20 protein-coding genes and 2 pseudogenes are annotated in these 23,767 nt (G+C 59.3%); 7 read left to right on the forward strand and 15 right to left on the reverse strand.

The window, feature by feature from the left end; translation table 11 throughout:
• Positions 1-258: 258 nt before the first annotated feature.
• The 3 genes from hemP (at position 259) to HUN39_RS15425 (ending at position 1,264) form a co-directional block, all read left to right on the forward strand.
• Positions 259-441 carry a hemin uptake protein HemP gene (gene hemP, locus HUN39_RS15415; protein ID WP_175095371.1) on the forward strand — a complete coding sequence of 61 codons (183 nt, stop codon included), beginning with the start codon at positions 259-261 and terminating at the stop codon, positions 439-441.
• Positions 442-548: 107 nt separating this feature from the next.
• The gene (locus tag HUN39_RS15420) at positions 549-806 is read left to right on the forward strand and encodes an ABC transporter substrate-binding protein (RefSeq protein WP_175095372.1); all 258 of its coding nucleotides are present in this window, start codon (positions 549-551) and stop codon (positions 804-806) included.
• Positions 807-1,063: 257 nt separating this feature from the next.
• Positions 1,064-1,264, forward strand: a complete 201-nt coding sequence (locus HUN39_RS15425; protein WP_175095373.1) for a hypothetical protein — start codon at positions 1,064-1,066, stop codon at positions 1,262-1,264.
• Between the two features lie 931 nt (positions 1,265-2,195).
• On the opposite strand, the gene HUN39_RS15435 is transcribed toward HUN39_RS15425, so the two are convergent.
• The 6 genes from HUN39_RS15435 to HUN39_RS15460 form a co-directional block, all read right to left on the reverse strand.
• On the reverse strand, positions 2,196-3,437 hold the full coding sequence (locus HUN39_RS15435; protein WP_175095375.1) for a type III PLP-dependent enzyme: 1,242 nt from the start codon (positions 3,435-3,437) through the stop codon (positions 2,196-2,198).
• Positions 3,438-3,442: 5 nt separating this feature from the next.
• On the reverse strand, positions 3,443-4,243 hold the full coding sequence (locus HUN39_RS15440) for an HpcH/HpaI aldolase family protein (RefSeq protein WP_175095376.1): 801 nt from the start codon (positions 4,241-4,243) through the stop codon (positions 3,443-3,445).
• Positions 4,240-5,853: an IucA/IucC family protein gene (locus tag HUN39_RS15445; protein ID WP_175095377.1), complete on the reverse strand. Its 1,614-nt coding sequence runs from the start codon at positions 5,851-5,853 to the stop codon at positions 4,240-4,242. The genes HUN39_RS15440 and HUN39_RS15445 overlap by 4 nt, the downstream gene beginning before the upstream one ends.
• 221 nt (positions 5,854-6,074) lie before the next feature.
• Positions 6,075-7,793, reverse strand: a complete 1,719-nt coding sequence (locus tag HUN39_RS15450) for an IucA/IucC family protein (RefSeq protein ID WP_210267004.1) — start codon at positions 7,791-7,793, stop codon at positions 6,075-6,077.
• A 29-nt stretch (positions 7,794-7,822) separates the two neighbouring features.
• Entirely contained in the window at positions 7,823-8,989 is a 1,167-nt protein-coding gene (locus HUN39_RS15455; RefSeq protein WP_210267005.1) for an MFS transporter, read from the reverse strand.
• Entirely contained in the window at positions 8,986-10,341 is a 1,356-nt protein-coding gene (locus HUN39_RS15460) for an IucA/IucC family protein (RefSeq protein ID WP_232366142.1), read from the reverse strand. The genes HUN39_RS15455 and HUN39_RS15460 overlap by 4 nt, the downstream gene beginning before the upstream one ends.
• On the opposite strand from HUN39_RS15460, the gene HUN39_RS19330 reads away from it, so the two are divergent.
• Positions 10,297-10,455: a hypothetical protein gene (locus HUN39_RS19330; protein WP_232366145.1), complete on the forward strand. Its 159-nt coding sequence runs from the start codon at positions 10,297-10,299 to the stop codon at positions 10,453-10,455. The two genes, HUN39_RS15460 and HUN39_RS19330, sit on opposite strands and share 45 nt — an antisense overlap.
• A 316-nt stretch (positions 10,456-10,771) precedes the next feature.
• Here the strand turns inward: HUN39_RS19330 and sbnB are convergent, their stop codons facing one another.
• The 5 genes from sbnB to HUN39_RS15485 all read right to left on the reverse strand — a co-directional run bounded on the left by sbnB (position 10,772) and on the right by HUN39_RS15485 (position 18,255).
• Entirely contained in the window at positions 10,772-11,818 is a 1,047-nt protein-coding gene (sbnB, locus tag HUN39_RS15465; protein ID WP_175095381.1) for a 2,3-diaminopropionate biosynthesis protein SbnB, read from the reverse strand.
• A gap of 50 nt (positions 11,819-11,868) precedes the next feature.
• Positions 11,869-12,879, reverse strand: a complete 1,011-nt coding sequence (gene sbnA, locus HUN39_RS15470) for a 2,3-diaminopropionate biosynthesis protein SbnA (RefSeq protein WP_175095382.1) — start codon at positions 12,877-12,879, stop codon at positions 11,869-11,871.
• A gap of 598 nt (positions 12,880-13,477) precedes the next feature.
• Positions 13,478-13,669 (reverse strand): small metal-binding protein SmbP, encoded by a 192-nt coding sequence (smbP, locus tag HUN39_RS15475; RefSeq protein ID WP_175095383.1) that lies wholly within the window; start codon positions 13,667-13,669, stop codon positions 13,478-13,480.
• 249 nt (positions 13,670-13,918) lie between these two features.
• Positions 13,919-15,262, reverse strand: a complete 1,344-nt coding sequence (locus tag HUN39_RS15480) for an IS1380 family transposase (RefSeq protein ID WP_175095384.1) — start codon at positions 15,260-15,262, stop codon at positions 13,919-13,921.
• Positions 15,263-15,690: 428 nt separating this feature from the next.
• Positions 15,691-18,255 (reverse strand): TonB-dependent receptor, encoded by a 2,565-nt coding sequence (locus tag HUN39_RS15485; RefSeq protein WP_232366136.1) that lies wholly within the window; start codon positions 18,253-18,255, stop codon positions 15,691-15,693.
• Between the two features lie 459 nt (positions 18,256-18,714).
• On the opposite strand from HUN39_RS15485, the gene HUN39_RS15490 reads away from it, so the two are divergent.
• The 3 genes and pseudogenes from HUN39_RS15490 to HUN39_RS15500 all read left to right on the forward strand — a co-directional run.
• The gene (locus tag HUN39_RS15490) at positions 18,715-19,575 is read left to right on the forward strand and encodes an IS1595 family transposase (RefSeq protein ID WP_175095385.1); all 861 of its coding nucleotides are present in this window, start codon (positions 18,715-18,717) and stop codon (positions 19,573-19,575) included.
• Positions 19,576-19,874: 299 nt separating this feature from the next.
• On the forward strand, positions 19,875-20,330 hold the full coding sequence (locus HUN39_RS15495; RefSeq protein WP_175095386.1) for a hypothetical protein: 456 nt from the start codon (positions 19,875-19,877) through the stop codon (positions 20,328-20,330).
• A 24-nt stretch (positions 20,331-20,354) separates the two neighbouring features.
• Positions 20,355-20,651: pseudogene (locus tag HUN39_RS15500) on the forward strand (hypothetical protein); the annotation flags it as partial.
• Positions 20,652-20,821: 170 nt separating this feature from the next.
• On the opposite strand, the gene HUN39_RS15505 reads toward HUN39_RS15500, so the two are convergent.
• The 4 genes and pseudogenes from HUN39_RS15505 to HUN39_RS15520 all read right to left on the reverse strand — a co-directional run bounded on the left by HUN39_RS15505 (position 20,822) and on the right by HUN39_RS15520 (position 23,693).
• Positions 20,822-21,277, reverse strand: a complete 456-nt coding sequence (locus HUN39_RS15505) for a hypothetical protein (protein ID WP_232366138.1) — start codon at positions 21,275-21,277, stop codon at positions 20,822-20,824.
• Between the two features lie 24 nt (positions 21,278-21,301).
• Positions 21,302-21,511, reverse strand: coding sequence for a DUF1326 domain-containing protein (locus HUN39_RS15510; RefSeq protein ID WP_175095387.1), 210 nt, complete (start codon positions 21,509-21,511; stop codon positions 21,302-21,304).
• 351 nt (positions 21,512-21,862) lie between these two features.
• Positions 21,863-23,075 (reverse strand): annotated as a pseudogene (gene chrA, locus HUN39_RS15515) (chromate efflux transporter).
• Between the two features lie 6 nt (positions 23,076-23,081).
• The gene (locus tag HUN39_RS15520) at positions 23,082-23,693 is read right to left on the reverse strand and encodes a hemerythrin domain-containing protein (protein WP_210267007.1); all 612 of its coding nucleotides are present in this window, start codon (positions 23,691-23,693) and stop codon (positions 23,082-23,084) included.
• Between the last annotated feature and the right edge of the window lie 74 nt (positions 23,694-23,767).

The following is a 23,767-nucleotide window of genomic DNA, read 5'->3' on the forward strand; positions in this document are numbered from 1 at the left end:
TGCTGGCTGGCTCGGCGCGGATCGGCCTGGCTGGCTCGCTGTGTTCGACGCCTCGATTTGAAGCGCGCCTGCGATTCCTACCGGCGTCAACTTGATCGTTCAAGGCCAAAGAAAGAATATTAATTTTGAAATATTTCCAACATAGTCAGTTTGTAAGCCTTCCAGATTGGCTCACTGTAAGTATTCCAACCACGCATAAGTCTTATTGACGAGGAAACCTACTTTGTTGACTCTGAGTTCGAAAGAGAGTCGACACAGATGAGTGGTCACAAAGCCGAACCGCCTTCCGATCGGGGGCTTTCCTCGAACGGGGATCAAGCGCGCGCCGAAATCGACGCGCGCGCGCTCTTGGGCGAGAGGCGCGAAGTGACGATCATTCATGCTGGCGAGCGTTATCGGTTGCGCATCACAGCGAACAACAAACTCATTTTGACAAAGTGAGGATCGCATGAATAATCGACAATAATCGATGCCACGTCCGCAACTCCATCGATGGTCCGGCGTTTTTTTCGCGGCCACGCCGCCGCGATCTGGTCGCGACGCTCGAATTGGCGATTGTCATCGCCAGTGGTCTCACGAACGGTTCATCGGGCCGCGCGGAACAACCCGATCGACAAACGGAACGGCAACCGAACCGCATTGTCGCGATTGGCGGCGCCGTGACTGAGATTCTCTATGCGCTGGGACAGCAGAACCGCATCGCAGCCATCGACGCCACGAGTCAGTTTCCGCCCGAGGCGCTGAAGAAAAAACCGAACGTCGGCTATTTCCGGGCGCTGTCGGCCGAGGGAGTTCTCTCCATATAGCCATCGCTTGTCATCGTGTTCGAAGGCGCCGGGCCGCCCGCGATCAAAGCTCTGAGGGGAAGCCGGCGTTTGGATGGAATCCGTGCCGGACATCCCGACGGCGTCGTCGCCAAGACGGAAACGCCGCGCCGCGTCCTTTTCGAGCTCTCGCTGCAGAACCAACGGCCCGTGATCGGCGGGCGCGGCACTTCCGCCGAAGCGATCATCGAATTGGGGCAGGAGTCAACGCGGCGGGGGCGATCGAGGGTTGCAAGCCGATGGCGGACGAGGCCATCATCGCGGCGGTGCCTGACATGGTCGTGATGATGCGTCGCGACGGCACGGCCTCGGAGGAGATCTTCGCCATGCCGGCCTTCGCGGCGATGCCCGCGGCTAGGAAGCAGGCGCTGCTCGCAATGGACGGACTGTATTTTGTCGGCTTCGGGACACACACGCGCCCGCAGCCGCGCGGGATCTAATGGCCGACGCTCAATCCGGCGGCGAATCTGCCGCGCTTGTCCGCGCAAGAGAGCCGTGCCTCCGTGGCGCGTCCGCTGACCGACGACGATCGCCGCCAGCACCACGATCAGCACCGAGTCGCCGCTCCTCGCACTTCTGATCGAAGGCCGCCGTCGCCAGGCCGTGATCGCGACCGGCCTGCTGGTCGTCCTTTGCGCAGTCTTGTTCGTTCTCGTGCTCGGTTGCGGAGCCGTAACGGTTGCTCCCGCGCGCGTCGTCGAAGTTTTGGTGATGGGGCGCTCGATCCGGGCGCCCGGCTCGCATTCCCTTTTTCCGTCTATGAGGTGGCGCGCATTGGACTCGACTTCATCGCCCGTACCCTGGCGCGGGGAATCAGCAGCCGACACCGGCAATTCCCGAGAGCCGCAGGAGCACCCGTCGGTGGCCTGGGTTCGCCGAGACGAAGTAGGCCGAGGAAACACGCAATCTCGCGCTCATGCGGGAGTAAGCTTTCTCCGTCAGCATCAAGGCTGGCCAGGCTGATCACAGGCTAAACCCGAGGCGGAGCCTCGAGAAGCTCGGCGAGCGGAATAGCAGTCGCTTTGAATGGTGGAAATACATGGCGCGTGGATCTGGGAGGAAATAGCGCTCCCGACATTGCGCGAGCAATCAGCTCCTCCGCTTCGACCTCCATCCCCGCCCGGTGACTTCCGACTCGAACCTCGTCATAGGTGAAGCCGATCACTGGAACGGCGGCAAGCCCTAGATGAATTGCGGCAAGCCGGCGATGGTGGCCATCCATGACGCAAAGGCTTTTCTCCTCTACGCAAATAGGCCGCGTCCATGCCTGCTCGCGGACGAGGAGATCGATGACACTGCGAACACGACCCCTTTCGGTGTGCTCATGAGCCTTTAGATCGAATGGCGAAAGAAGGCGAATACGCCGCTCGTTCATACACTAATCCTTTCGTTTTCCTTGGTAGAAAGCCGGCTCCTATGCTCCCCGACAGGGAGGAATATCCTTTCCGGATGGGCATTGCTCAGGAAGTCATGATGGGAAATGTCCCAGCCATAAGCGCCCGCCAAAAGGAAACAAATGAGGTCTCCGATTCTCAGACTGGAGAAGGGCTCTGAATTCAGCAGCACGTCTTTCGGCGTGCAAAGCTCGCCCGTTACGGTCACCCGGCGGTTTGTATGACCGCGCCTCGACCATGCCCAAGGCCAGCTCTCTTTGCTGACGACGCGGAACGGATGTCTATGCCGCCACGCCGAAGGAAGGCGAAAATGGTGGGCGCCGCCCCGAAGCAGGGCAAAGGCTTCTTCATGGTTGGTTTTGACGTCGATGACTTCGCATACATAAACAGCGCAATAGGCCACCACGATCCGCCCGCATTCAAACTGAATGCGGGGCCCGCCGGGCCCGAGAGCGTTGCTCAAAGCCGCTGCGAGACGATCGACATCGAAAAGGCGGTCTATATTCGCGTAATCGACGCCCCAACCCCCGCCCAGATTTACGATCTCAAGATCCAGCCCATGACGGTCGGCGATAGCCCTTGCCCGGCGCAGTGCTTCCAGGCAGAACACCGAGTGGGCGGTGGCGTCCAAATTGTTCGAGATGGTGTGAAGGTGAAATCCGTCGAAACGCAAATTCGGACAAGTCGCAAGCACGCCCAGAGCTTCGTCGACTTCGGACTCGTCGATGCCGAACTGGGTCGGCTGTCCGCCCATCGTGATCGTCGCGCCGGGAACGGGACCCGCCAGATTGACGCGCAAGAGAACAGGCAATTGCGTATTCCGCACTTTTGCGACTGCATTGGCAAGGTGTAGAAGGTGGATACTTTCGATGTGGACGCGCTCGACTCCGTGATCGATCACTGCATCGAAGTCCGACGCCGTCCGGGCTGGCCCGCCCATGATCACGCGGGCTCCATCCCCCACCGCTTCGCGCACCTTCCGGATTTCCCCGCCTGAGGCGACCTCGAATCCGGCGACGATCGGAGCCAATGTCTTCAGGATCGCCGCATCGCTGTTCGCCTTGACCGCGTAAAAGAAATCGACGCCGGGCGGCAGAACGGAGACGAGCCGGCGCGCATGCCGATCGAGTCGGTCGAGATCATGGATGAAGGCTGACACCGGCTGATCCGGATTGACCAAACGCTCTACGAGCTCGAGCGACGGAATGAATGCGGTCATAACGTCTACTCCGTGGCGCGTCCGAGACTTCGGGCGCGGTAAATTTCCCGCCAGACACGGTCTTTGGCCGAAAGCGCCTGGCGCAAGAGGCCACGATCGTTGGCGGCGATTATTCCCAGCGCGCCGGCCCGAATAAGATCGCCGATGTCCTCATCGCGCCTCGGGATCGCGAAAAAGTAGCGACCGGTTTCACGGGCGATCGCGGCGAGCCGGCGGTTCGCCTCCAGGACGGGCTCCGCAGTGGTCTGCCAAGGGAGGCCGACGGACTGAGAATAGTCGGCGGCCCCGAAAAGCACGCCGTCGAGCCCAGGCAGCGCGGCGATCGCCTCGGCCGCGGCAAGCCCGTCCGGATCTTCGACAAGCGCAATGACGAGCGTTTCACGGTTCAGCTGCTCGAGAAGGGCAGGCAGATCGCAATCGCCGAACCGCCCCAACCGGCCCGCATTGAGACTTCGTTCTCCGAGTGGGGCGTAACGGGCTCGGCGGATCGCTTCTCTTGCATCCTCCACGTTCGAAATGCGCGAGACGACGACGCCTGCCGCTCCAGCGTCGAGAACCTGGAGAATGCGTTCCGACCGCGCCTCGGGAACGCGCACCAGAGCACTGAGGCAGGAGCGATCGGCGGCGGCGATCAGCTCTTCCAGTTCCCTTCCCCCGATCAACGTGTGCTCGAGATCGATTAGAACGAAATCGAATCCGGCCACGGCCGCAATTTCGATAATGCCAGGGGCGGAAAGCGAGAGGAAAAGCCCGCCTGCGGGCTGGCCCTGGTCGAGCAGGCGCCGCAATCGCAATCGCGCAGTCATGACGGAACCCGCATTTCCTCGACGCTAATAAAGCCGGCAAGCGGGTTAGGCGCGCGCCGTCCCTTCAGGACGACGGTTTCCAGACGACGGCGCGCGAGATCCTCGACCGCCACCGTCGGATCGAGGAAGCGGAAAGCTTCTACGCCTGCGCGCGCGACGGCGTTTTCTCGAAGGTAGTTTCGAAGGATATCGGCCGCAAAGAGCCAAAACCGTCGTTCTCCGAAACCGAAATGACGATCGAGGAACCAAGCGAGTTCGGCGAGATTGACCCCGAAAAGGGCGTCGAACATGAAATCGCGCACATCTTCGGGATCGCTCGCCTCCACATAGGAATTAGGATTGACGCGCGCATGATCGGCCGGAGTGGGGACGAGGTCAGGACGCGGCGCATGGAGCTGGCTCGGAATGAAGCGAACGCCGTCGTGAAAATCCTTCAATGCGACTCGTACGGGCCATCCATCCCGGTGGACCAGAATCATGTTCTGCTGATGGCTCTCGATGGCGATCCCGCGCGCCAGAAGGAGGTGAACGACGGGAAGCATCGCAGTACGTAATAAAGCCGACACCCACGCCTCGGCGTCATGTCGCGAAAACCAGCCGGCAATCGCGGGTCGTCCGTCATGATCCACGTGCGTGAGCAACGAGAAAGGAACCGCCTTCTCCCCCTCGGCTAAGAATATTCCGACCGGGTCACGCCAGATTGCCGCGAGCGCGCCGGCGAGACGTCCGAGTGGGTCCGCATCACGGGGCAGCGTGACCGCGCTGCCCATCCGTTCGAGTAGAAAGATCGCGCCCGCCTCCCTCAGAAAACGATCGGACGACGCCACACCCTCGAGCCAAGCGCTGATAACGGGAGCGTTGAGCACAGTGTGCCTTGCAAGTGTGCGGGCGGTCGAAGTATTGCGGACAGATAGCGAGAGCTTCAGTGATGGCGCATGGCGATCGGATGTGTCCGAAAGGCTGCGTATCGATTGTTGTGCCAGGTAATAGCGATCGCTCTCGCCCAGGAATACGATCAGCCCGGCTTTCCTCTGTGGGAGCGTTCCTGGCTCGATGATTCTTTCCCATTGCCAGGGGTGGACTGGGAGCCAGTGATAGATTTGGGGACGTTCGACGGCCGAAGCCAATTTAGCGGTGAATTCTCTTCTGCTGCTTTCGTCGATCGATGCGGCGAGAAGCCCGAGATCTTGGCCACACCCTGTTCCGATCGCGCGGCTCACGACCAGCTCCTCGTGAACCGCCAGCCAGATCGGGCGAATGGCATTCCCGAATTCAGGTCCATAGGACAGGTTCTCTTTCGGAGTAAAGCCAATGCGGGATTTGAAGCAAGGATGATAGCGATGTCCATCGGTCAGCGCGCTTTCGGCTTCCTCGTATGGTAGCAAGGCGAGCTTGCCGCGGTTGGCCGTGCCGAAACAAAGGGCCTGCGCGTGGTTCGACCAAGTCTGGAGGATTTCCTCCGCAAAACGCGCACGAATCTCTGCCGTTCCCGGAAGCCCGGTCAGCAGATCTGTAAGCAGATGCATAGGATTGTCGGCTTCTTCTTCTCCCCCATTGGACGCCCTGCGGACAGATCCTTCGATCACCCGCAGTCGGTTGTAGGCGATCATATGATGGGCGCGCGCCCGATAGCAGAGTGAACCCGGCGCGACTTCCACCACGATCTCAGCTTCTCGCGTGGACTCAGCCCGGATCGAAACCATGCCGTCCGGCAACAGATCTTCGTTTACGAGAGCTGACATCAGTTGGGCTATGACCCGGCGCCCGGCCGCAGCCCAGGCAAGAAGATCGGTCGGAGTGGATAACTGCGCGCCCAGTCCAGCAGTGGGTTTCATCGTGACCGCGCCTTTTCCAATTGGATTTTGACGTTCGCTCGCGACTGAGAACCGGACGAGCGCACAGCCATGAAGGGATTCGCAATCATCACGTAATCCGGGTTCTCGCCGCGGCCGGCGACGCAACTCGATAGGTTCGCCTTGGCCGGGAGAGATGGGGCGGAAAGCAGCTCGTCGATGAGCGTGCGGGCAGCTCCCGCTTCCTTTTCCAAAACACGCCCGCCCGCCTCCCAGAGGCGAGCTTCGTCGACGCCCGATAACTCTGATGCGGCGGACAGCACGTGAGCGAAATGGTTGACGATGACGTAGTAGAGGAAGCGACGCCAAGCGATGTCGCGGTCATAGAACAGGGTGTCATCGAGGTCGGCGATGATTTCCGGATGCGCGCGCCTGAAGCGTTCGCGATCGACCGCCATGCCTTCGAGGTCGCGCACGAAAAGCCGTGCTGGCCAACCGTTCTCGAAAGCGACGAGGCTATTTTGAGCATGCGCCTCGAGACAGATCCCAGTAGTCGCAAACAGACGAATAAGCGGAAGGAGGACAACCGCCGCATATCTTTCGACCCATTCGTGCGCCCTTTGCGGATCATCAAAAATCCGCCCGGCGATGGAGGAAAGATTTGGACGGGCCGTGCGCGGATCCGGTTCCGCAAAACCTGCAATGACGATCGGATCAACCCCATTGGGAAAATCGGCAAAGCGCAGGAGGAAGCCGGTTTCGGCGCAAGTCCGCTGGGCGCCGCCGCCGTCCGGTGACGGACAACGCAAGATTCGTCCGCCTGGCTCTTTCAGAATGGAGAGGCCTGCGCCACGGACCTCCCGTTCCGCTGCTGCGACGGCGCGCGCTCCGGCGATGCTCCGCGCCAACTGCTCCGCTGTATTTACCCGCGAAAAATTCGTGATTCGGGCTTCGAGAGGCAGCTTGACGAAAAGGCCTCGTTCACTGAACCAGACTGTCCTCACGGAAGAAGTAGGAATCGCAACCTCTCCCGAGGGTCCGAGAAGTTGCAATGCTTTTCCAGACGCGAGCCGGCTGCGGAGGTCCGGATGATCCCGCAGCCGCTGCGCTTGCCATGGATGGCAGGGAATGATTGTCCGGCCAGCAACGAGCGCCGCGCTCAGACCCGAGACCTCCGCCAGCAGGGCGTCAGCGCGCGCCATCGATTCCGGTGAGCAGACAAAAGTTTCGACTTGATCCGGCTCGGCCAGGAGCCAGCAGAGACGGAACGCGGCGCCTCGTTCGGGACTGTAGGCTCTGAAATCGGCGGATACAAAACCAGCGACGCTTTTCGCGAGCGGATGAAAAGGGTGACCGAACCAAAGGCTCCGCTCCGCGCGCTCGCCGCTCGAGACAGGCTCCAGTGTTGACTGGAAGGCGGCATGGTCATGGCTGATTTCAATCGACCGTTCGATCCGCTCCAACGCGACTTTTCGCGTATCTGGAGTCGCCTCTTCGATCGAATCGAGCATGATCCCGGCAAGCTCTAATGAGTCGATCCTGCGTATGCTCCCCTTCAACTCGCGAAGGAGCACATTTTCCTCCCAAGCGTGAAATCCGCCTGGCGAACAGCGTTTGCAGACCGCGACGACGGATTGATTCCCGACAGGAATTTCCCATGAGCCGCCACCTGCTTTCGCGGCGATGGTCATCGCGAGCTCAGGATGTTTTTCGCGCAGCCAAGTATTGATCAAGCGGCCGCATGCGAGACGATCCACTGTCGACGCCGTAATTTGATCTGGTTGCGTCATCGATCGCCTCGTGCGTTGAAAAGAACGAGCATGCCGATCGCTGGAAGTCCTGCCGCGGCCAAAAGCGCGCCATCGATTCCGGTGAAAGGAAGGACAGCGCCGCAGAGAGCAGGCCCGACGATTTGACCCAACGTCAACGCGGTGCGGGCAGTAGCAAGCTCCCGGTTGCGGTCGCCGGACCGTCGTACGCCGGCGTAGAGAGCCGGGGTGAGGCCTGAATAGAAAATGCCGTGGGTGACCCGGAGCGTGAATATCGAAGGGGCTGTCACCGCAACGGACAATGCAACGCAAGCTACCGCCGATCCGAACAGCGAGAATGCGATGGAGCGCGCCGCTGCAGCGCCATCGATGACACGGCTCCAGAGCGGCAGGACTACTATAGCTGCAAGCCAGGCGGCAGCATGAAGCGCCCCGATGGCTCCAGCCGTGAAGGTGGCTCCATCCCGTTCCTTGGCCCACTCCGCGAAGAACGGCGTAAAGCCGAACGCACCGGCTGTTCCTAGAGTGGCAGCTATGACGAGCGAGCGATTTCGACGGACGCTTGCGAAAGTGGGGCCCACGCCCTCCGCTTGGCTCTGACGATCATGGCGCAACTCGAAGGTTGAGAGCTGAAAGACCAATGCACTAGCGATAGCGAGAGCAAAAAGTGCGATAGCGGCAGCCGAGAGAAGAACAGGAAGGCGCTGATAGTCGAAGGCCCAGCCCCCGATAATGGGCCCGATTAGGCAGCCGGCGGAAAACGCCTGCTGCAGGGTGATGTATTCACCCTCGGGTTGGCCCCCAACATGATCGACCGCAAGAAGAAGGATGATGCCGCTGCCGGCCGCCCCCTGCAGAGCGCGTCCCAGAGTGAAAACAGCCGCATTGCTGGCAGTGGCCATGGCCAAATAACTGACAGCCGTCAGCGCGCAGGTTGCGAAGAGCAGCAACGAAATCGACCGCTCCTGCGCAAGCCGACCCCAAAACTGCGTCAAGATCATCGCGGTCACCGCAGGCGCTGACGCCGCGATCACCGTCCAAAACGATACTCCAAATGCACTCTCGCGCGCGAGTCGTTGAACATAGAGAGAAAGGAACGGCACGATTGCAAGTGGCGTTGCAGCCGTCAGAAACTGAATGGCGAGGATGGAAGCGCGCCGGCAGCGCTGTCTGGCTACGTTCATTGCTCCTGACCTGAGACCATGAGCGGATTTGCCGCGCGGCCGAGCGCGCTCGGCATCCCCAATCCGAGATGCGGCGTCGCAAGGAGCGGAGTGAGCATTTGTTTAAATGGCCAATCTCGACTGTCGAGAAAAGCCGTCCGCAAGCGGTCACGTGTTTCCGGCGGCGCATCGAGTTTTTCGATTTCGCTGGCGGTCACGTGCCGGAGCAGGGCTTTCGAGTCGCGAAGGCCGAAGTGGCCTGAACGATCGATGGCTTCGCAAATTGAGCGGAGAGCGACATCGAAGAGCAGCGTTTGCGCATAGGCGAACAGACTCTCTGGACAGTCGAGAAGCATTGTCGCCCGGCGCGGATCCTTAATTAGATACGCCGGCGTCTGTAAGCCCGCTCTCCCGAGCCATTCCGGAAGGCAACGTACCGTGTCGTGGTCGCGCAGGACGATTTTAACCGGCCGTCCTCTAGCCAGTTCGATCAAGACATTCTGTCCGTGCATCTCCGGGATGAAGCCGCAATGCAGCGCATCCATGGCGAAGCCGATCAGCAGTCGGAATAGCTCCTCCAGAAAAGTTTCGATCCCTGTTCTGGGTCGCTTTTTTAGCGACAGAGATATCGCGGGAGGCAACCCTGCACGCGGGGCAACAGCGAAGGTAGCCAAAGGAACCAGCACGACGTCCTCCCCTCCGATGGGAAACTCGCGGATCGCACAGCCGAGAAATGCATTTCGAGGCGCGAAAATGTCTCCCGATGATTCGTGGAACGTACAAAATCGTGTTTCGTCGGCAATCTGGACGCGCGCAGCCACGCCTGGCCTGCGCGAACAGGCTTCCTCCAAGAGGGCAGCACCCGTTAAGCCATTGTGCAACGACTGAGCGCTCATGAGCCGCCGCACGCCGAGCGTCGAAATGTCGAGCGGAAGTTTGATGTGCCGATGAGGATTCGAGGAAATAGCAACCGTTCGCAAGGAGGAGGTCGCACAGACAAGCGGGCCGGCAAAATCGAAAATGACAATTTCGCCCGACGCTAATTCCGGGCCGAATTCGCGAGGCACGGCTGTCTCGAGGTGCCAAGGGTGGACTGGAATGGCGACGTGGGTCTCGGCAAGACCGCGCTGTTCCATTTCGTCGTCGATTGAATTTGCCTGGAACGGAGAAAGGATGAATTCGATCGGCTCCTTCTCGGCCATGGCCGGAGACATCAGGAGACGCTCGCGCGAAACCGCGCACCACCTGAGTGCGAAGAATCGTCCGAATTCTGCTCCATAATTCTCGATTTCATCCTTTGCCCAACCTCCCCTGCCCCGCGCGAAGGGATGAAAGGGCCTGTCGCGCCAGGCGGCAAGGCGCTCCCAGATCATACGCTTCTTGTGTTCGAGCGTTCGCTCGCAGTCGTCTTCGAGCAGATCAGCGGCTCCCTCGAAAAGCGCAGAATTCCGAACGCTTTCGTCGAGCTGACGCATCGTACGGTCTAGAGTGGCCACGTCGAGATCAGGCAGTGCGGCGAGGACCCTCCACAGCGCCGTTCTCTCGTCCAAAGAGCGGCGGGATCCCTCCGGCATGACTTCGAAGAGCTCCATGACGCGACGCTCGTTCCGCCAGGCATCCCAGGCCAGGCTTGCCGACATCTCGGCCTCGCCGAGGCGAAAGCGAACGCTAGCGTTCTCTGCACGGCCTTCGGCTAGAATTCGAGATCGAAATCCGCCGAGATCTTCTGTCCACAGAAGCTCCAGAAGTTCATCAAGGACCGTGCTGGTCATGGCGACAATGGGATGATGCATGGGTCACTTTTCAGAACAGATTAAGCATCGTGCCGACGCCATTGGCTTCCGCTCGGCGCAGAATTGCCCGCGCGCAAACGATGTCGTCTATCGCCATTCCCATCGGATTGAGCAGAATGATTTCCTCGTCGCTTTCGCGACCCGACCTGGAGCCGACGACGATCTCGCCGAGCTCGGCGTGAAGTTGCATTCGAGAAAAGGCCCCCTCGTCGACCAGCTGATTGATAATTTTCTTCTCACGATTGCATTGGTCCCAATCGTCGACGACGACTTTGGCTGCCTTGAGGAAAACGTTCTTTTCCACGTCCATTATCGAGACGTTGGCAAGGAAAGCGCCTGGTGAAAGCCATTCGAAAGGAAAATATGGCCGATCCGTCACGGTGCACGTAACCACGACGTCCGCCCCGGCGACAGCCGCATGAGGATCCTCGAAGCCACTCACGCCAGGTTGCGGAAACCTGGCCTCCAACCATCGAGCCATTTCGGCGACAGCCGCAGGTTTGAGGTCGTAGAGTCGAAACCGTCGGACATGCGGAAACTGCTCGCAGAACATCTGTATTTGAGCGCGTCCTATCGGACCGCATCCAATGATCGCAACCTCGTGAAAGCCCTTTTTGGCGAGATGGCGGCAAGCGACTCCGGTCACGGCAGCCGTGCGCAATGCGCTGATCCTCCCCGCCTCGAGGATCGCGATCGGAAAATGAGTGGAAGAGTCATTGAGGATAATGACGGCGCTTGCTCGGTCGAGAGAGCGGGCGGCGGGATTATCGTGCTTCGAACCGATCCATTTAAGTCCGGCGATCGGATCTTTGCCGCCGATCCAGGCAGGCATTGCGATGATGCGATCCGCGATATGACTCGAACGGGGACTACGCAAATAGGGTTTTAGCGGCTGCGCATAGTCGCGGGCGGCATGAAGACGAAAACCATCCTCGACGGCTCGCATGTAAAGATCGGAGTGGTCGCCCCCAACCGACGCGATGTCGCTCCGAGACAAGAAACGCAGTGTTGCTTGAAGATTTGCCGGCGCAGGCTGGACAGGATCCAGAACTTTCATCGATGAGAACCTCGGTTTGAAAACTTAATGCCTTAGTGCGCGCGCTTCAGTCAGGAAGCATTGCGCAGGTGATCCGCCGCTCCCAAGGTCCGGTGCGCGGCCTGAAGAGGAATCTCGACGCGATCACTTTCCGCAAGCCAATCCGGATTGAAAACGCTGTCGAGATAACGTTCGCCGCGGTCCGGCAGTATGGTAACAATGACAGCGTCGCGCGGCAGACGAGGAGCCATCTTTTCGATCGCCGCGATAACTGAGCCAGAGGAGCCGCCTGCCAGCAGACCTTCGTAGCGAACGAGCTGATGGCATCCCAGCACGGACTCCCAATCGGTCACATAAACGATCTCGTCGACCTCGCTGGCATCGAGCTGCTCGGGAATACGGCTCGCGCCGATGCCGGGGAGCCGTCTCTTCGCGCTTGGGCCGCCGAATATGACTGAACCGACGACATCCACTGCAACGACGCGAATATTGGGCCAGGCTTCTCGTAGGCGCCGCGCGACCCCCATGATTGTTCCGCACGTGCTCACTCCAATGAACGCATGGCTCGGCTCAAGCGGCATGTCTCGTACGATTTCCGAGCCGACTCCCTCGTAATGAGCACGTGGATTATCGGGATTGGCGTATTGATTCAGCCAGACGGTACCTGGCAGTTTCTCGAGGAGTTGGCGCACGCGACGAATTCGCGAGTGAAGATAACCGCCCTCTTCATCCTTTTGATCGACGAGCTCGATTTCAGCTCCGTAAGCGGTGATCAAGTCGCGGTTGACCTTCGTAATGTTCGGATCGATGACCGCAGTGAATCTCAGGTTCATTTGTCGCGCGATCATCGCAATAGCAATAGCAAGATTGCCCGATGAACTCTCAATGAGATGACTGTCCCGTGTGATTCTGCCGGCGGCGATGGCTTGCCGGATCATGAGAGACGCCGGGCGATCCTTGATGCTGCCGCCGGGATTGAACATTTCCAGCTTGGCGAACAAGCGCATCGATGAGCCGATGATAGGGAATTCAAGCTCTACTAGCGGAGTATTTCCCACAAACGAAACAAGGCCCGGAATCATGCTAGCCTCCTACAAAAAATCGCGGCCGCCCAGAAAAACCCGCAACAGCAAGAGCGTAAATGCGGCCACCTATTCAGCCTGAGCCGTCGATGCCGACGAACCCATCTAGCGCTCAACGCGCGCGGCTCTGGCGAAGATTCGAACTGACCCGCGACGAAGCTGATGGCAGACCGATGCGAGGTAATCCGAGAAGGATCGCTGCAATCAAAGTCTCTCACGTCATCCATACTTCGCGCGGACGAAGCTCACGAGACGCGCCCTCATTCGAAAGACGCATTGACACGCGAAACTGGTTGGCTTGAATGTTGACCATGTCTGGCAACCCCTTTCCCGAAAAGAGGAAAGAGCAAAGTAATGCCCTCGTCAATACACATTGAAACGATTGGAAGACTTGCAAACAATGATTGGAAGACTTGCAAACTAGCTATTCTGGAACTATTGCAAGGTGCAAGCCTGAACGATGTTCTTAATCGGCGCAATCCTCACCGCCACCTACTTGCAATTCGCAGCGTGGTGGACTGGAACGTTGATCTTCCGCGGGCGCTTTCGCCGTCTTTGGCGCGATGAATGGCAAATTAGGCAAGCCGAACGACCGCCGCTACGGCTCCTGCGCCGCTTCTTCGTGTTTGGTCGCGACATCCGCATGGCCTTGTTTGTCATGATCGCTGGCTTCCTTCAGATGCTTGATTCCTTCGGCTGTATGTGGATTTGCCTTTGCCTTCTCGCCGGCTTCGGCGTGAGCCAGCGCAGCTTCGGCGTGCGTGGCGAGTGTCGGCTCTATTGACGACATTGCGGTTCTCACGTGCTCTCGCGAACATTGCGGCGGGCGGAAAACGGCTCCTGGATCCTCGCAGCGGGTCGGAATCTAGCCCGTCTTATTCGCCCTGCCGACACGCATTTCTGATTTTCTTCGCGACATGATTGCGGACGCAATTCCGCGTTGCGTTATTTCCGCTGGGTCGATCTGCACATCTCGAACGCGCTGGAGTTGGATGGATGGGTGATCTGGGGCGTGCGGACACTGTCTCTGCCCCGTCGTTCACGGTCCCGCTGGCTGCAAGGCGTCGGCCAGATGTCGGAATAACCCTGCCTGAGGACAGGCGGTGGCGAGCGCAAGTTTGATGCGGCTTGCGGTCTCGACGATGCGCGCGCCTATTTTCAGAAGTTTTTCGCGCAAGGTTACAAATTCAGCGACGGCGAGGGGATGGGTTTTGGGGATGGCGTTACGCAATTCGAGCATCAGCCAATAGGCGGCGGTGTGCAGAATGAGGCGTATCTGATTGGCAAGCGGCGACCGACAGGATGTGCGATCCGACGCCAGCTGGCTCTTGTGCAATTTGATTAGATTTTCCATCTGGCCGCGCGCGCAATAGAGCGTGTCGTAGATATGTTCGGCTGAGCCCGTCGTGATGTTGGTGACGACGTAGCGGATATCCAGCCCCAGTTCCGTCGCTTCGATGCGGGCGCAGACGCGACGCTCGCGTCGCCAGGATTTGGCGCCGTAGCTGGTTTGCGCATAGCCGCGCAGGACGAGCATCTGTTTCAACGCACGACGCGTGCGGATATCGTCGGCCTCGACATCGACGGCGGCGGCGAGAATCCTGTTGCCCGACAGCCCGAAGACGTATTCGACGCCGTTGTCCTCGCACCAATCAATCACCTCGCGGCGGCCATAATGGCCGTCGCCCCGGATGGTGATCTTGGTCGTCGGCCAATGTGCGCGGATGCGGCGGACGATTCGGCGCAAATGGCCGCGCACTTCCTCGCCGGACGGTGTCTTGCCTGGCCGCAGAATGATCGCCACGGGGCGTCCGGTCGCGGTGTCGTAAACATGGATCGGAAGAAAGCAACGCTCATCATGATGCGCGTTGAACAGCGACAGCTGTTGATGACCATGCGCGACATCGCAAGTATCGTCGATATCGAGCGTGATGGCTTGTGGCGGCGCGGCGTAACTGGCGCAATAAAGATCGATGAGGACGCCGCTCAGCTTCACGATTTCGCGCAAGGTCGGCGCGTTCTCCCAACGCGACATGGTCGGCTGTGAGCACAGATCGTGTCCCGTATCGGGCAACCGCCCGCAGGCAAGCTTGAACGCTGGATCCTTGCGCAGATGATCGAGGTCGTCCGCGTCCTCATAGCCGCAGGCAATGGCGAGAATGCGCGCGCGAAAGATGCTGTCCAGCGAATGGGTGATCAGCAATGGATTGCGCGGATCGGCGATGACGGCGGCGAGTTTGTCCGCCAGTCCCAGCCGGCGCTCGGCTTGCCCCAGCAACATCACGCCGGCGTCCGAGGTAATGCGTCCGCCGTCGAATGCGGCGGTGATCTTCTTGCGGCCAACGGCTGGAAACGAAAACGGCAGAAGGCTATCTTCAATCATGGCGGGTGTGGCTGTGATGCGATGGCGTGAGGGATCAGCGTAAGCAACTAATCCATACGCTAAATCAACGCCTTACGCCACATCCGCCAGCCCAAAATTACCGCCTCGCTGAATAAGATGGGCTAGCTCCATTTGCTGCCAAGGGTCGCAGAATGGCAAATAGCTTTGGCAAGCCATCTGTTCGTACCTCCCGCAGACCAATGGTCCGACGACGCAAAAGACGATTGTTGAATGTTAACTCTGCAGCATCGCTGCTTCAAATGTTCTCTCCATGACGCAAGAGCGAGCAAAACGATCCGCGCCATCTTTGCAGCCGACGCGACAACCCACCGTGCTTGTATAAACGCACTACAAGAGCAAAATGGGGCTCCAAAAAAGCGAGAGAGCGTCTTGCGTTTCTCGTCGACGCCCGCAGGCTGACGCACGACTTAGAATCGCGCGTTCAGCGTCACATAGGCCGAGCGCGGGGCGCCGGGCATGATGTTGTTGTTGTTGTGCGCCGAGGCGTAGTAGTAGGCGCCGGTGAGGTTCTCGATGTTGAGCTGGCCGGAGATGTTTTCCGTCACCTTCACAAAAAGCGCGCCGTCAACGCGCGCATAACCGGGCACGATCACCCTGTTATCGAGAGACGGATAGAAGCTCGAAGCATAGATCACGCCGGCGCCCAATCCGAGAACGCCGGGCCCCCCGCCAATGAACGAAGACAAATCGTAACGGTTCCAATACGAGAAAGTGTTTCTCGGAACCGACGGATTGAACTTGCCGACATCCGTCAAGAAGGGCTGGCGCGGATTGAGGCCGCGATCGGTCGATACGACGCGCGCGTCCTGATATCCGTATCCAAGCGAGACCTGCCATTGATCGGTCACGTTGCCGACGAGACCGAGTTCGGCGCCCTGCGTGCGCGTATTTGCGAGAACGGAGGTCAGCGCAGTCAGCGTCAACGCCTGGTTCGAACGGTTCAGTTGATAGATCGCGCCAGTGAAGAGCAGCGTCGGCAGGAGCTGCGCCTTGAAGCCGAACTCAACATTTTCAAAGCCCTGCGGCGCCAGGCTCGCGGCCGTCCTCGGCAGCTGATTGAACTGATCGCCCGATTGCGGCAGGAACGAGCGCGAATAGGCTCCGTAGAAAGAGACGATGTCCACGGGTTTGAAAACCAGACCGAATCTTGGCGACCATTTGTTGTCGAGGCGGCTCTGGTTCTCGAGCGTGATCCCGTCATTGAACCTCATGTGGAAGCTGTCGAATCTTACGCCAGCGAGAACATCGAAATATTTGGTTACCTCGATCTGGTCCTGGACATAGGCAGAGCCAATGTCGAGGTTCGTGTTCCAGCGCCGCGTCGCCGTATCAAAGTAGTTGGTGAAGAAGACCGGAGCGTAAACTGTCGGAGCCCAGAACGGAGTCGTGAGCCTTCGCGGCCCGTTGAGGGGGTTGTTGAACCGCGAGATGTCTCTTCCCGTAAAAGACCATTGATTGCCAAATTCCGTCCCCACGAGCAGCGTGTGGCGGATGTCGGGAGTCATAGCGAATTTGTAGGTCAAGTCCGTCTGGTTGAAGATATTGCGTCGCGGCGTCGGCGCGAGGTAACCGTCGAGTCGCGCGACGCCCACCGGCGTCATCGTGATCGGGCTTAGCCCGTTCAGCGCCGGATTGAGTTGTTGCGACAACTGGCCCAGCGTCTGATCCGGGAATGTGTTCTGATACAACTTGTCGTAATTTGCCCAGGCGAGCTGATTACGGATGTTCAACCCGAATTCAGTCGTATGATCAATCACGAGAGCGGCGCGATCCATGTTGGTCCTGGCGTAGTTCACGTCACGCACGGACGGATTGCCGACGCCAAAGAAGGCCGATCGTGGGGTCGGCAATGGATAGCCGGGATAAATGTTCTCGCCGAGGAACTGGAAGCCGCCGAATGACGGCACGCCGCGATCCGCCGTGCGTCGATCGCGGAAATGCTCGTAATTGAACAGCACGAAAGTGTTCTCGAAAGGCTTCCATGACAGCGCCGGATTGACGCCCCAGCGCTCGAGCTTGTCGAAGTCGCGATAACCGTAGGACTGTTCGTAGAGCGCGTTGAGACGCACGGCGAACGTATCGGTGACGGCCCGCCCGAAATCGGCGGTGATACGCTTGCGACCGAAGCTGCCGCCAACGACCCGTAATTCATTTATCGTTTCGCCGTCGGCCTTCTTGGTGACGCGGTTGACGACGCCGCCGCCGCCGCCGCGGCCGAAGATCAGCGCGCTGGGGCCTTTGAGCACTTCGACTGCCTGGATGTTATAGAGATCGCGATAGTATTCCGCGTCGTCGCGGATGCCGTCGATGTAGAAATCCGCACTTGTGGTCTGTCCGCGAATGGTGATCTGATCGCGGTTTCGTTCGCCCTGCTGCACCGTGACGCCGGGAACGTAGGCCAAGGCGTTTTCCAGGGAGAGAGTGTTGCGGTCGTCGAGCTGCTGTCTCGTCAGAACAGTGACCGACTGCGGTATGTCGAGTATCGGCGTGTTGGTCTTCGTCGCCGTCGACATTCTCCCTGCGAAATAGCCATGAACATCGGTCGGGTTGCGGCCGACATTGGCGACGGCTGCGGCGAAGGCCGGGCTACCGGCTCCGGTCGAGGTCGGACCGGCAACCCCGGCCGAAGCAGGCGATCCAGTAACGACCGCTGAAGGCACCGGCGCGAGACGCGCGCTGCGCCGCGCCCCTCCGACGTCGATCGTGGGCAAGCGTTGCGCGCCGCTCGCGCGCCCTTGAGAGGCGACGGATTTCGGCTTCGATTGGGCGACAGGGCGCGGTTTCTCAGGTGGGGCGTCGACCCTTACCGCCGGCAACGGGGCGGACTGGGTTTGTGCGAGAGCAGGAGCGCTGACGGGCGTCAGCGCCGCGGCGAGACCCAGCGCGGCGACCGAAACGCCTGTCATCCGGTCGAACGCCGCGGGGAGAGAAGCGAAGCGCGTCAGTCGAGGAAGCGATTGTTTCCGAGTCATGTCTGCCTTCTCGCCATTTATGCGCCAGGAGAAGGTCAGATAAGTTTTCTCTTTGAAAGCGGTCAATTAGGAGAGAGGCTAGTCTGGAACGGTTCCGACGAATATTTTTGATTTGTGACGAAGTGTTGCTGAAGTGCATCACAATTGGAACATTTCCAGCTTTCGAATAGTGGCACACGTCAATGCCGCACCACAATCGGCGGCTTGAAGCGGGAGTCGGCACGACTTCAGCGGCGCGCTTGAACATCATCGCGCATGAACGCGTAGACGAGCGCGCGCCTCTGCAACGCAGATCCTCCAACGTGACGGCATGGCTTGCAAAAGCATAAAGCCGAAGCTTGTGGCCGCTTTCGCGAGCGGATTTGCCGAAGGAGCTCTTTGATCAGTGATCCCGTAATATCTCCCGGAGTATTTCCTCGAAAAAGTAGGCTAGTATCTCCAAATCGACGGAGACGAGCCGTGCTTGCGAATTTCGACAGCCTCTACAGCCTCTTTGAAGCCTTCCCGGATGAGCAGTCCTGCATCGACCACCTGCGGGCGATCCGCTGGCGCGATGGCGAGTTTTGCCCTTACTGCGGCGGCGCGAAAATCTACCATTTCAGCGACCGCAAAACGCATAAGTGCGGAGAGTGCGGAGAGCGCTTTTCGATCAAAGTCGGCACGATCTTCGAAAACACCAAACTGCCGCTGCGCAAGTGGTTCGCCGCTATTTGGATGATCACCAATCATCCGAAAGGCATTGCGTCTGTCACGCTCGCCAAGGATCTGAAAATCACGCAAAAGTCGGCGTGGTTTATGCTGCATCGCCTCCGCCATGCAGCCCGCACGCCTTCGTTCAATGCGCCACTTAAGGGCGATGTTGAAGCCGACACTACGTTTGTCGGCGGCAAGGAAAAGAACAAGCACGCCAAGGGCGGCAAACAGGGCGGCGCCGGCAAGGCCGAGCTACGCGCCGAGCACGTCGCCGATCACAAGGCGAAGACGCTTCAGGGGAAGGTCCGCCAGAATGTCGCCAAATGCTCGGCGGTTCTGGCTGACGAAGCCATGGCTTTTGTCGGACTCGACAAGGATTTCACCCACCTCGCCGTCAATCACTCGGCTGGCGAATATGTGCGCCTCGGCGGCTTCGTTCATACGAACAACATTGAAGGCGTCTGGGCGCTCCTTAAGCGCCAGATCGTCGGCATTCATCATTGGGTATCGCCGAAGCATCTTCAGCGCTATGTGGACGAGATGACATGGCGTTATAACCGCCGCGACATGAAACCGTCGCCACGCATGAATGACATTTTCGCCTGCGTCGAGGGGCGGCTGCGCTAACGCGAGTTGATCGCATGACAGAGAAGGGGCGGAAGCAAGAACCGCCGCTCACGCTCGACGTGAGCTTTGGAGAGGCCATGACTCGTTTTGTCGCGGTCAAGCCAAAAGAAGTGGAGGAAAGTATAGAGCGATCAAAAACGAAAAAGCCGCCGCAGGACGATCCCCCGCGACGGCCAAACGCTCTAAGCGCCGGTTAGGTAAGGCTTAGTTGCGGCAGCGCGAATGGGCGCAGACATGCTCAAGGCGGCCGAAGCGGCGCGTTGCCGTAGTCCTCCGGCTCTTCGCCCGTGGCGATGCGCATGACTTTGACGGCACGGGCTATGGCGTCGGCGGGACGCTTCTCGCCTTTAGGTCCTGTTGGTATCTTCGTCTTTTTTCTCAGTGGCGCAGGAAAGGTCTCCACACGGGAGATCATCAAAATCCGGCTTGTATCCTTTGTCACGATATTCCTGCTCAGAGATTTCAAACCCCAACGTCCCGGATTCGATCAAAGCAGTATTTGGCTTTCCCCTTACGCCTTCCGTCCGATAAACGCCGCGCGGTTCCTCTGCCACCTTATCGCTCCAGTGCTTTTGCGAAGCATAACATGGGAACTGGCAATGGCGCGAAGCCGCGTCAAGGGCCTCAAATTTCAAACTGAGACACTACCCTGCGTTCTCCTCTTCTGGGTGCTGAATCTTCTGCCTCGCCCCAGTCGTAACCGGGTAGCAGAAATCAAGTACCGCTCCGAACGTGTGCCCAAAGACGCTCGGTGACACTCCCTCGTTGACGTGGGCTTAACCAGCGAAGCCTTGATGGAGCGCCGTCTCGCGGAAATCCCATCTTCCGAATGGGGCGAACTTTCCTGCGACATAACCCCACGCGAATATGTTCTCGACTATCTCGCCCATTCCTTCCCGACCCAGCTCTTCGAAGTCTATTCCGACGAGAATGGCGATCTTCACTCGCGCCCAGTCGTCGACGAACACGGCAATCCCGTCCAGTCGCGCGAGGCTATGGAGTGCCGGGATCGACTGATCGAGCATCTCGCCGCCCTTCCCGCCGTTCAGGGGGCGCTGGATCAGATCGTTCAGCGCTTATCGCTGCCGTCACCGACAATAAGGGCGAGATCAGGGGAATTCATCGGACATTGTGGGTACTGAGTTCTTGACCGCCTCCCAAGCGCTCTGGCTCGCTTCCTCGAACTTCTTGCGCGACGTTTCCAAAGCTGCACTCAACGCGGCCCAAGACTCGTTTCCTGCCCGCTTTAGTTCCTCGAAGCGCGCCTTGGCCTCGGTCTTATCGGCCTGCAATTGCGCAATCGCCTTGTCGACTTTTGCCCTATTTCGGCTCCAACCTCGGCTGCAGCACTTTGAAGTTTCTCGATGGCCTCGCCCCAAGCTTTCGCTTGAGCAGCGGCGATATCAGCAAACGTCGTGCGCTTCTGATCGATGTCCTTGCCCACCGTTTCCACGTAGGTCTTCAGCTCCGCGTCGAAGCTTGCCCACTGCTTTTCCAATTGCGTCTTCGAAGCCTGCAATGCTGCTTCGCCCGCCTTGAGGTGTGCCTTGACCTCGGCCTCGAAGTCCCCACCCCGCTTCTTCAGCTCGGCGTTTAGGTGGGTCGCCTTGCCCCTAGCGTCGGCCTCAAGCTCGCTCGCCTTCGTCTCAATGGACGCCAACGCGGCATCCATCTCCTCGAGCCGTTGCTTCGTCCAGGTCACATACGCATGTATTTGCTGAATTCATCAAGCGAATAGGGCTGATAGTTTGAAAATGATTCTCAAATAAGCTGCAGCAACTTGCGTGAAAGAGCGCATTCTTACATTTGAGTGCAACGTGACAGCGCCCGCGGCCTCGCAGCGGCCATGAGTCGGCAATTCGTTGAAATGACAGGGGCAGGCGTAGCCGCAATTGCAATTGACGAACTCGCGCGCCTGAATTTCCCAAGGGATCATCGGTTCGTCCTCCCAATCCTACCTAATTGCAACTTGAAGGTCCGATCTACTGAATTAAGGCCTGATGATTGTCGATCTAGCAAGTGACCTTAATCCGTCGGGCGCGACTCCCGACTGTGCGGCGACGAGGCCGCTAGCTGACTTGCCTCGCGGTGAACGTCCGCTTCTGGCGGATATCGTTGAAAAAGTCATCGGTCTGCAGAGAACTTGACCACGGCATGATCATCCAAACATAAATCCACCGGGTCAATTCTCAGTGAAAAAACCGGGTCAGTTCCTCGCGGAAAACAACACTGTCCTTCACGGCACAATCGCAAACGGTCTAGCGGCGGCGCATCCGGTTCGCGCGCTTTACACGACTGCCGCGATTATCGTAGCGCCCGCCGCGCCGAGGATGACCACGAGCCAAGGCGGCGTCCGCCAGAACACGAGCAGAAAGAACGCGAGAACGCCTAGCCCGAAATCCGCCGGCCCAAAGATCGCGCTCGTCCAAACAGGGCGATAGAGCGCCCCCAGCAGAATGCCGACAACCGCCGCGTTGATCCCTTTGAGCGCCGACTGTACGCCCGAGCGATGACGCAAAGCGTCCCAAAAGGGCAGAGCGCCGATGAGGAGAAGAAAGGACGGCAGAAAGATCGCAGCGAGGCAGACGAGGCCGCCTGTCCAGCCGTTCGGTTCAGCGTTCATCGCGGCGCCGAGATAGGCCGCAAACGTAAACAGCGGCCCGGGAACGGCTTGCGCTGCGCCGTAGCCGGCAAGAAACGAGTCGTTATCGATCCAGCCACGCGGCACGACGGCTTGCTGCAACAGCGGCAGCACGACATGCCCGCCGCCAAAAACGAGTGAGCCGGATCGATAAAAGCTACTGATGAGCTCGACCGCATGATCGGCCGTCGCGTTGGCGAGTACGGGGAGCCCGAAAAGCAAGCAGCGTAAGTGAAGTGATAGCCATTACTCGACTGATAGGAATCGCAAGCGGCGTTGTCGCAGCTTTGTTTCCGTCTGAAAGAAAGAGCCAGCCGATCACGCCGCCTGCCACAATCGCCCCAATCTGACCGCTGGTGGAGGGGACCGCCAAAGTCAGCAGCGTCGCCGCCACCGCGATGGTCGCCCGCTCCCGATCAGGACAAAGGTTTCGCGCCATTCCCCACATCGCTTGCGCGACGACCGCAACAGCGACGATCTTGAGTCCGTGCAGCCAAGCGACATGCGATAGGTCGCCGAGGCGCCCGATTCCATAGGCGAAGCCGATCAACGCAAGCGCCGAAGGCATGGTGAACCCGACCCAAGCCGCGAATCCGCCGGCAAGGCCGGCGCGCAACGTGCCGATGATGATGCCGACTTGACTGCTCGCGGGGCCGGGAAGGAATTGGCAGAGCGCGACAATGTCGCTGTAACCCGCTTCATCGAGCCACTTGCGGCGCTCGACGAATTCGGAGCGGAAATATCCGAGATGCGCAATCGGCCCGCCAAAAGTCGTCAGGCCAAGCCGCAGAAATACCCAAAGCACTTCCAGAAAAGCGTGACGCCCTTTGTAGCGCGCCGCCTCAATATCGGCGGTCATCAGGCATCACCCCTTGGGTGGCGGAGAAGGGGTGAACTGAGCAATGTCGGCGATCCCGAGCGCTTCCTCGATGCGCGCGATCTGCGCGACGGCATCGTCGAAGCCGTCCTTGCCGAATTGCTTGTGCTCGATCTCCTCGAAGAGTTCGCCCATCTCTTCGAGTTGATGCGCCGAGAGGACGTTTTTCCAAGCTGGAAAAATGACGGTGTCCTCGCGCGCTGCGTGATGCGCATACATCATTTCAACCCCATCCAGGGCGCGCGCCAGCAGCTCAGCGTCGCCGGTTCCTATCGCGCCTTTCGAGGTCAAGGTGAGGACGTAATCGGTGATTTCGCGACCGCGTTGATGCTGAGCGACAAGGATATCGACATAACCCACCGCCTGGCCGTGGGTCTTCTTGACCAATGGGAAAATGTGCGTCTCTTCGAGTTGTCTCTCATGATAATCTTCGCCGAAGGCGCGAAACATCGTCGCGGTTCGGCGGAGAAGCTCGGGATCGAGACTTGCCGGATTGGCGCGAAGTTTGGCGGCCATGTTGCGGTAGACGAGAATTGCGCGGCGGATGACGCCATGCTCGCGCATGAGGTCCTCGACCGCTCCAACTTCTTTTTCGTTCATTTCTTCCCTCCGTTTATCACGCTTCGCCGCCGCCGGAGCACTCTTCGAGTTGGCGCCGGATAGCATCAGCACTG

This window comes from Methylocystis silviterrae, from assembly GCF_013350005.1.
Lineage (GTDB): Bacteria > Pseudomonadota > Alphaproteobacteria > Rhizobiales > Beijerinckiaceae > Methylocystis > Methylocystis silviterrae.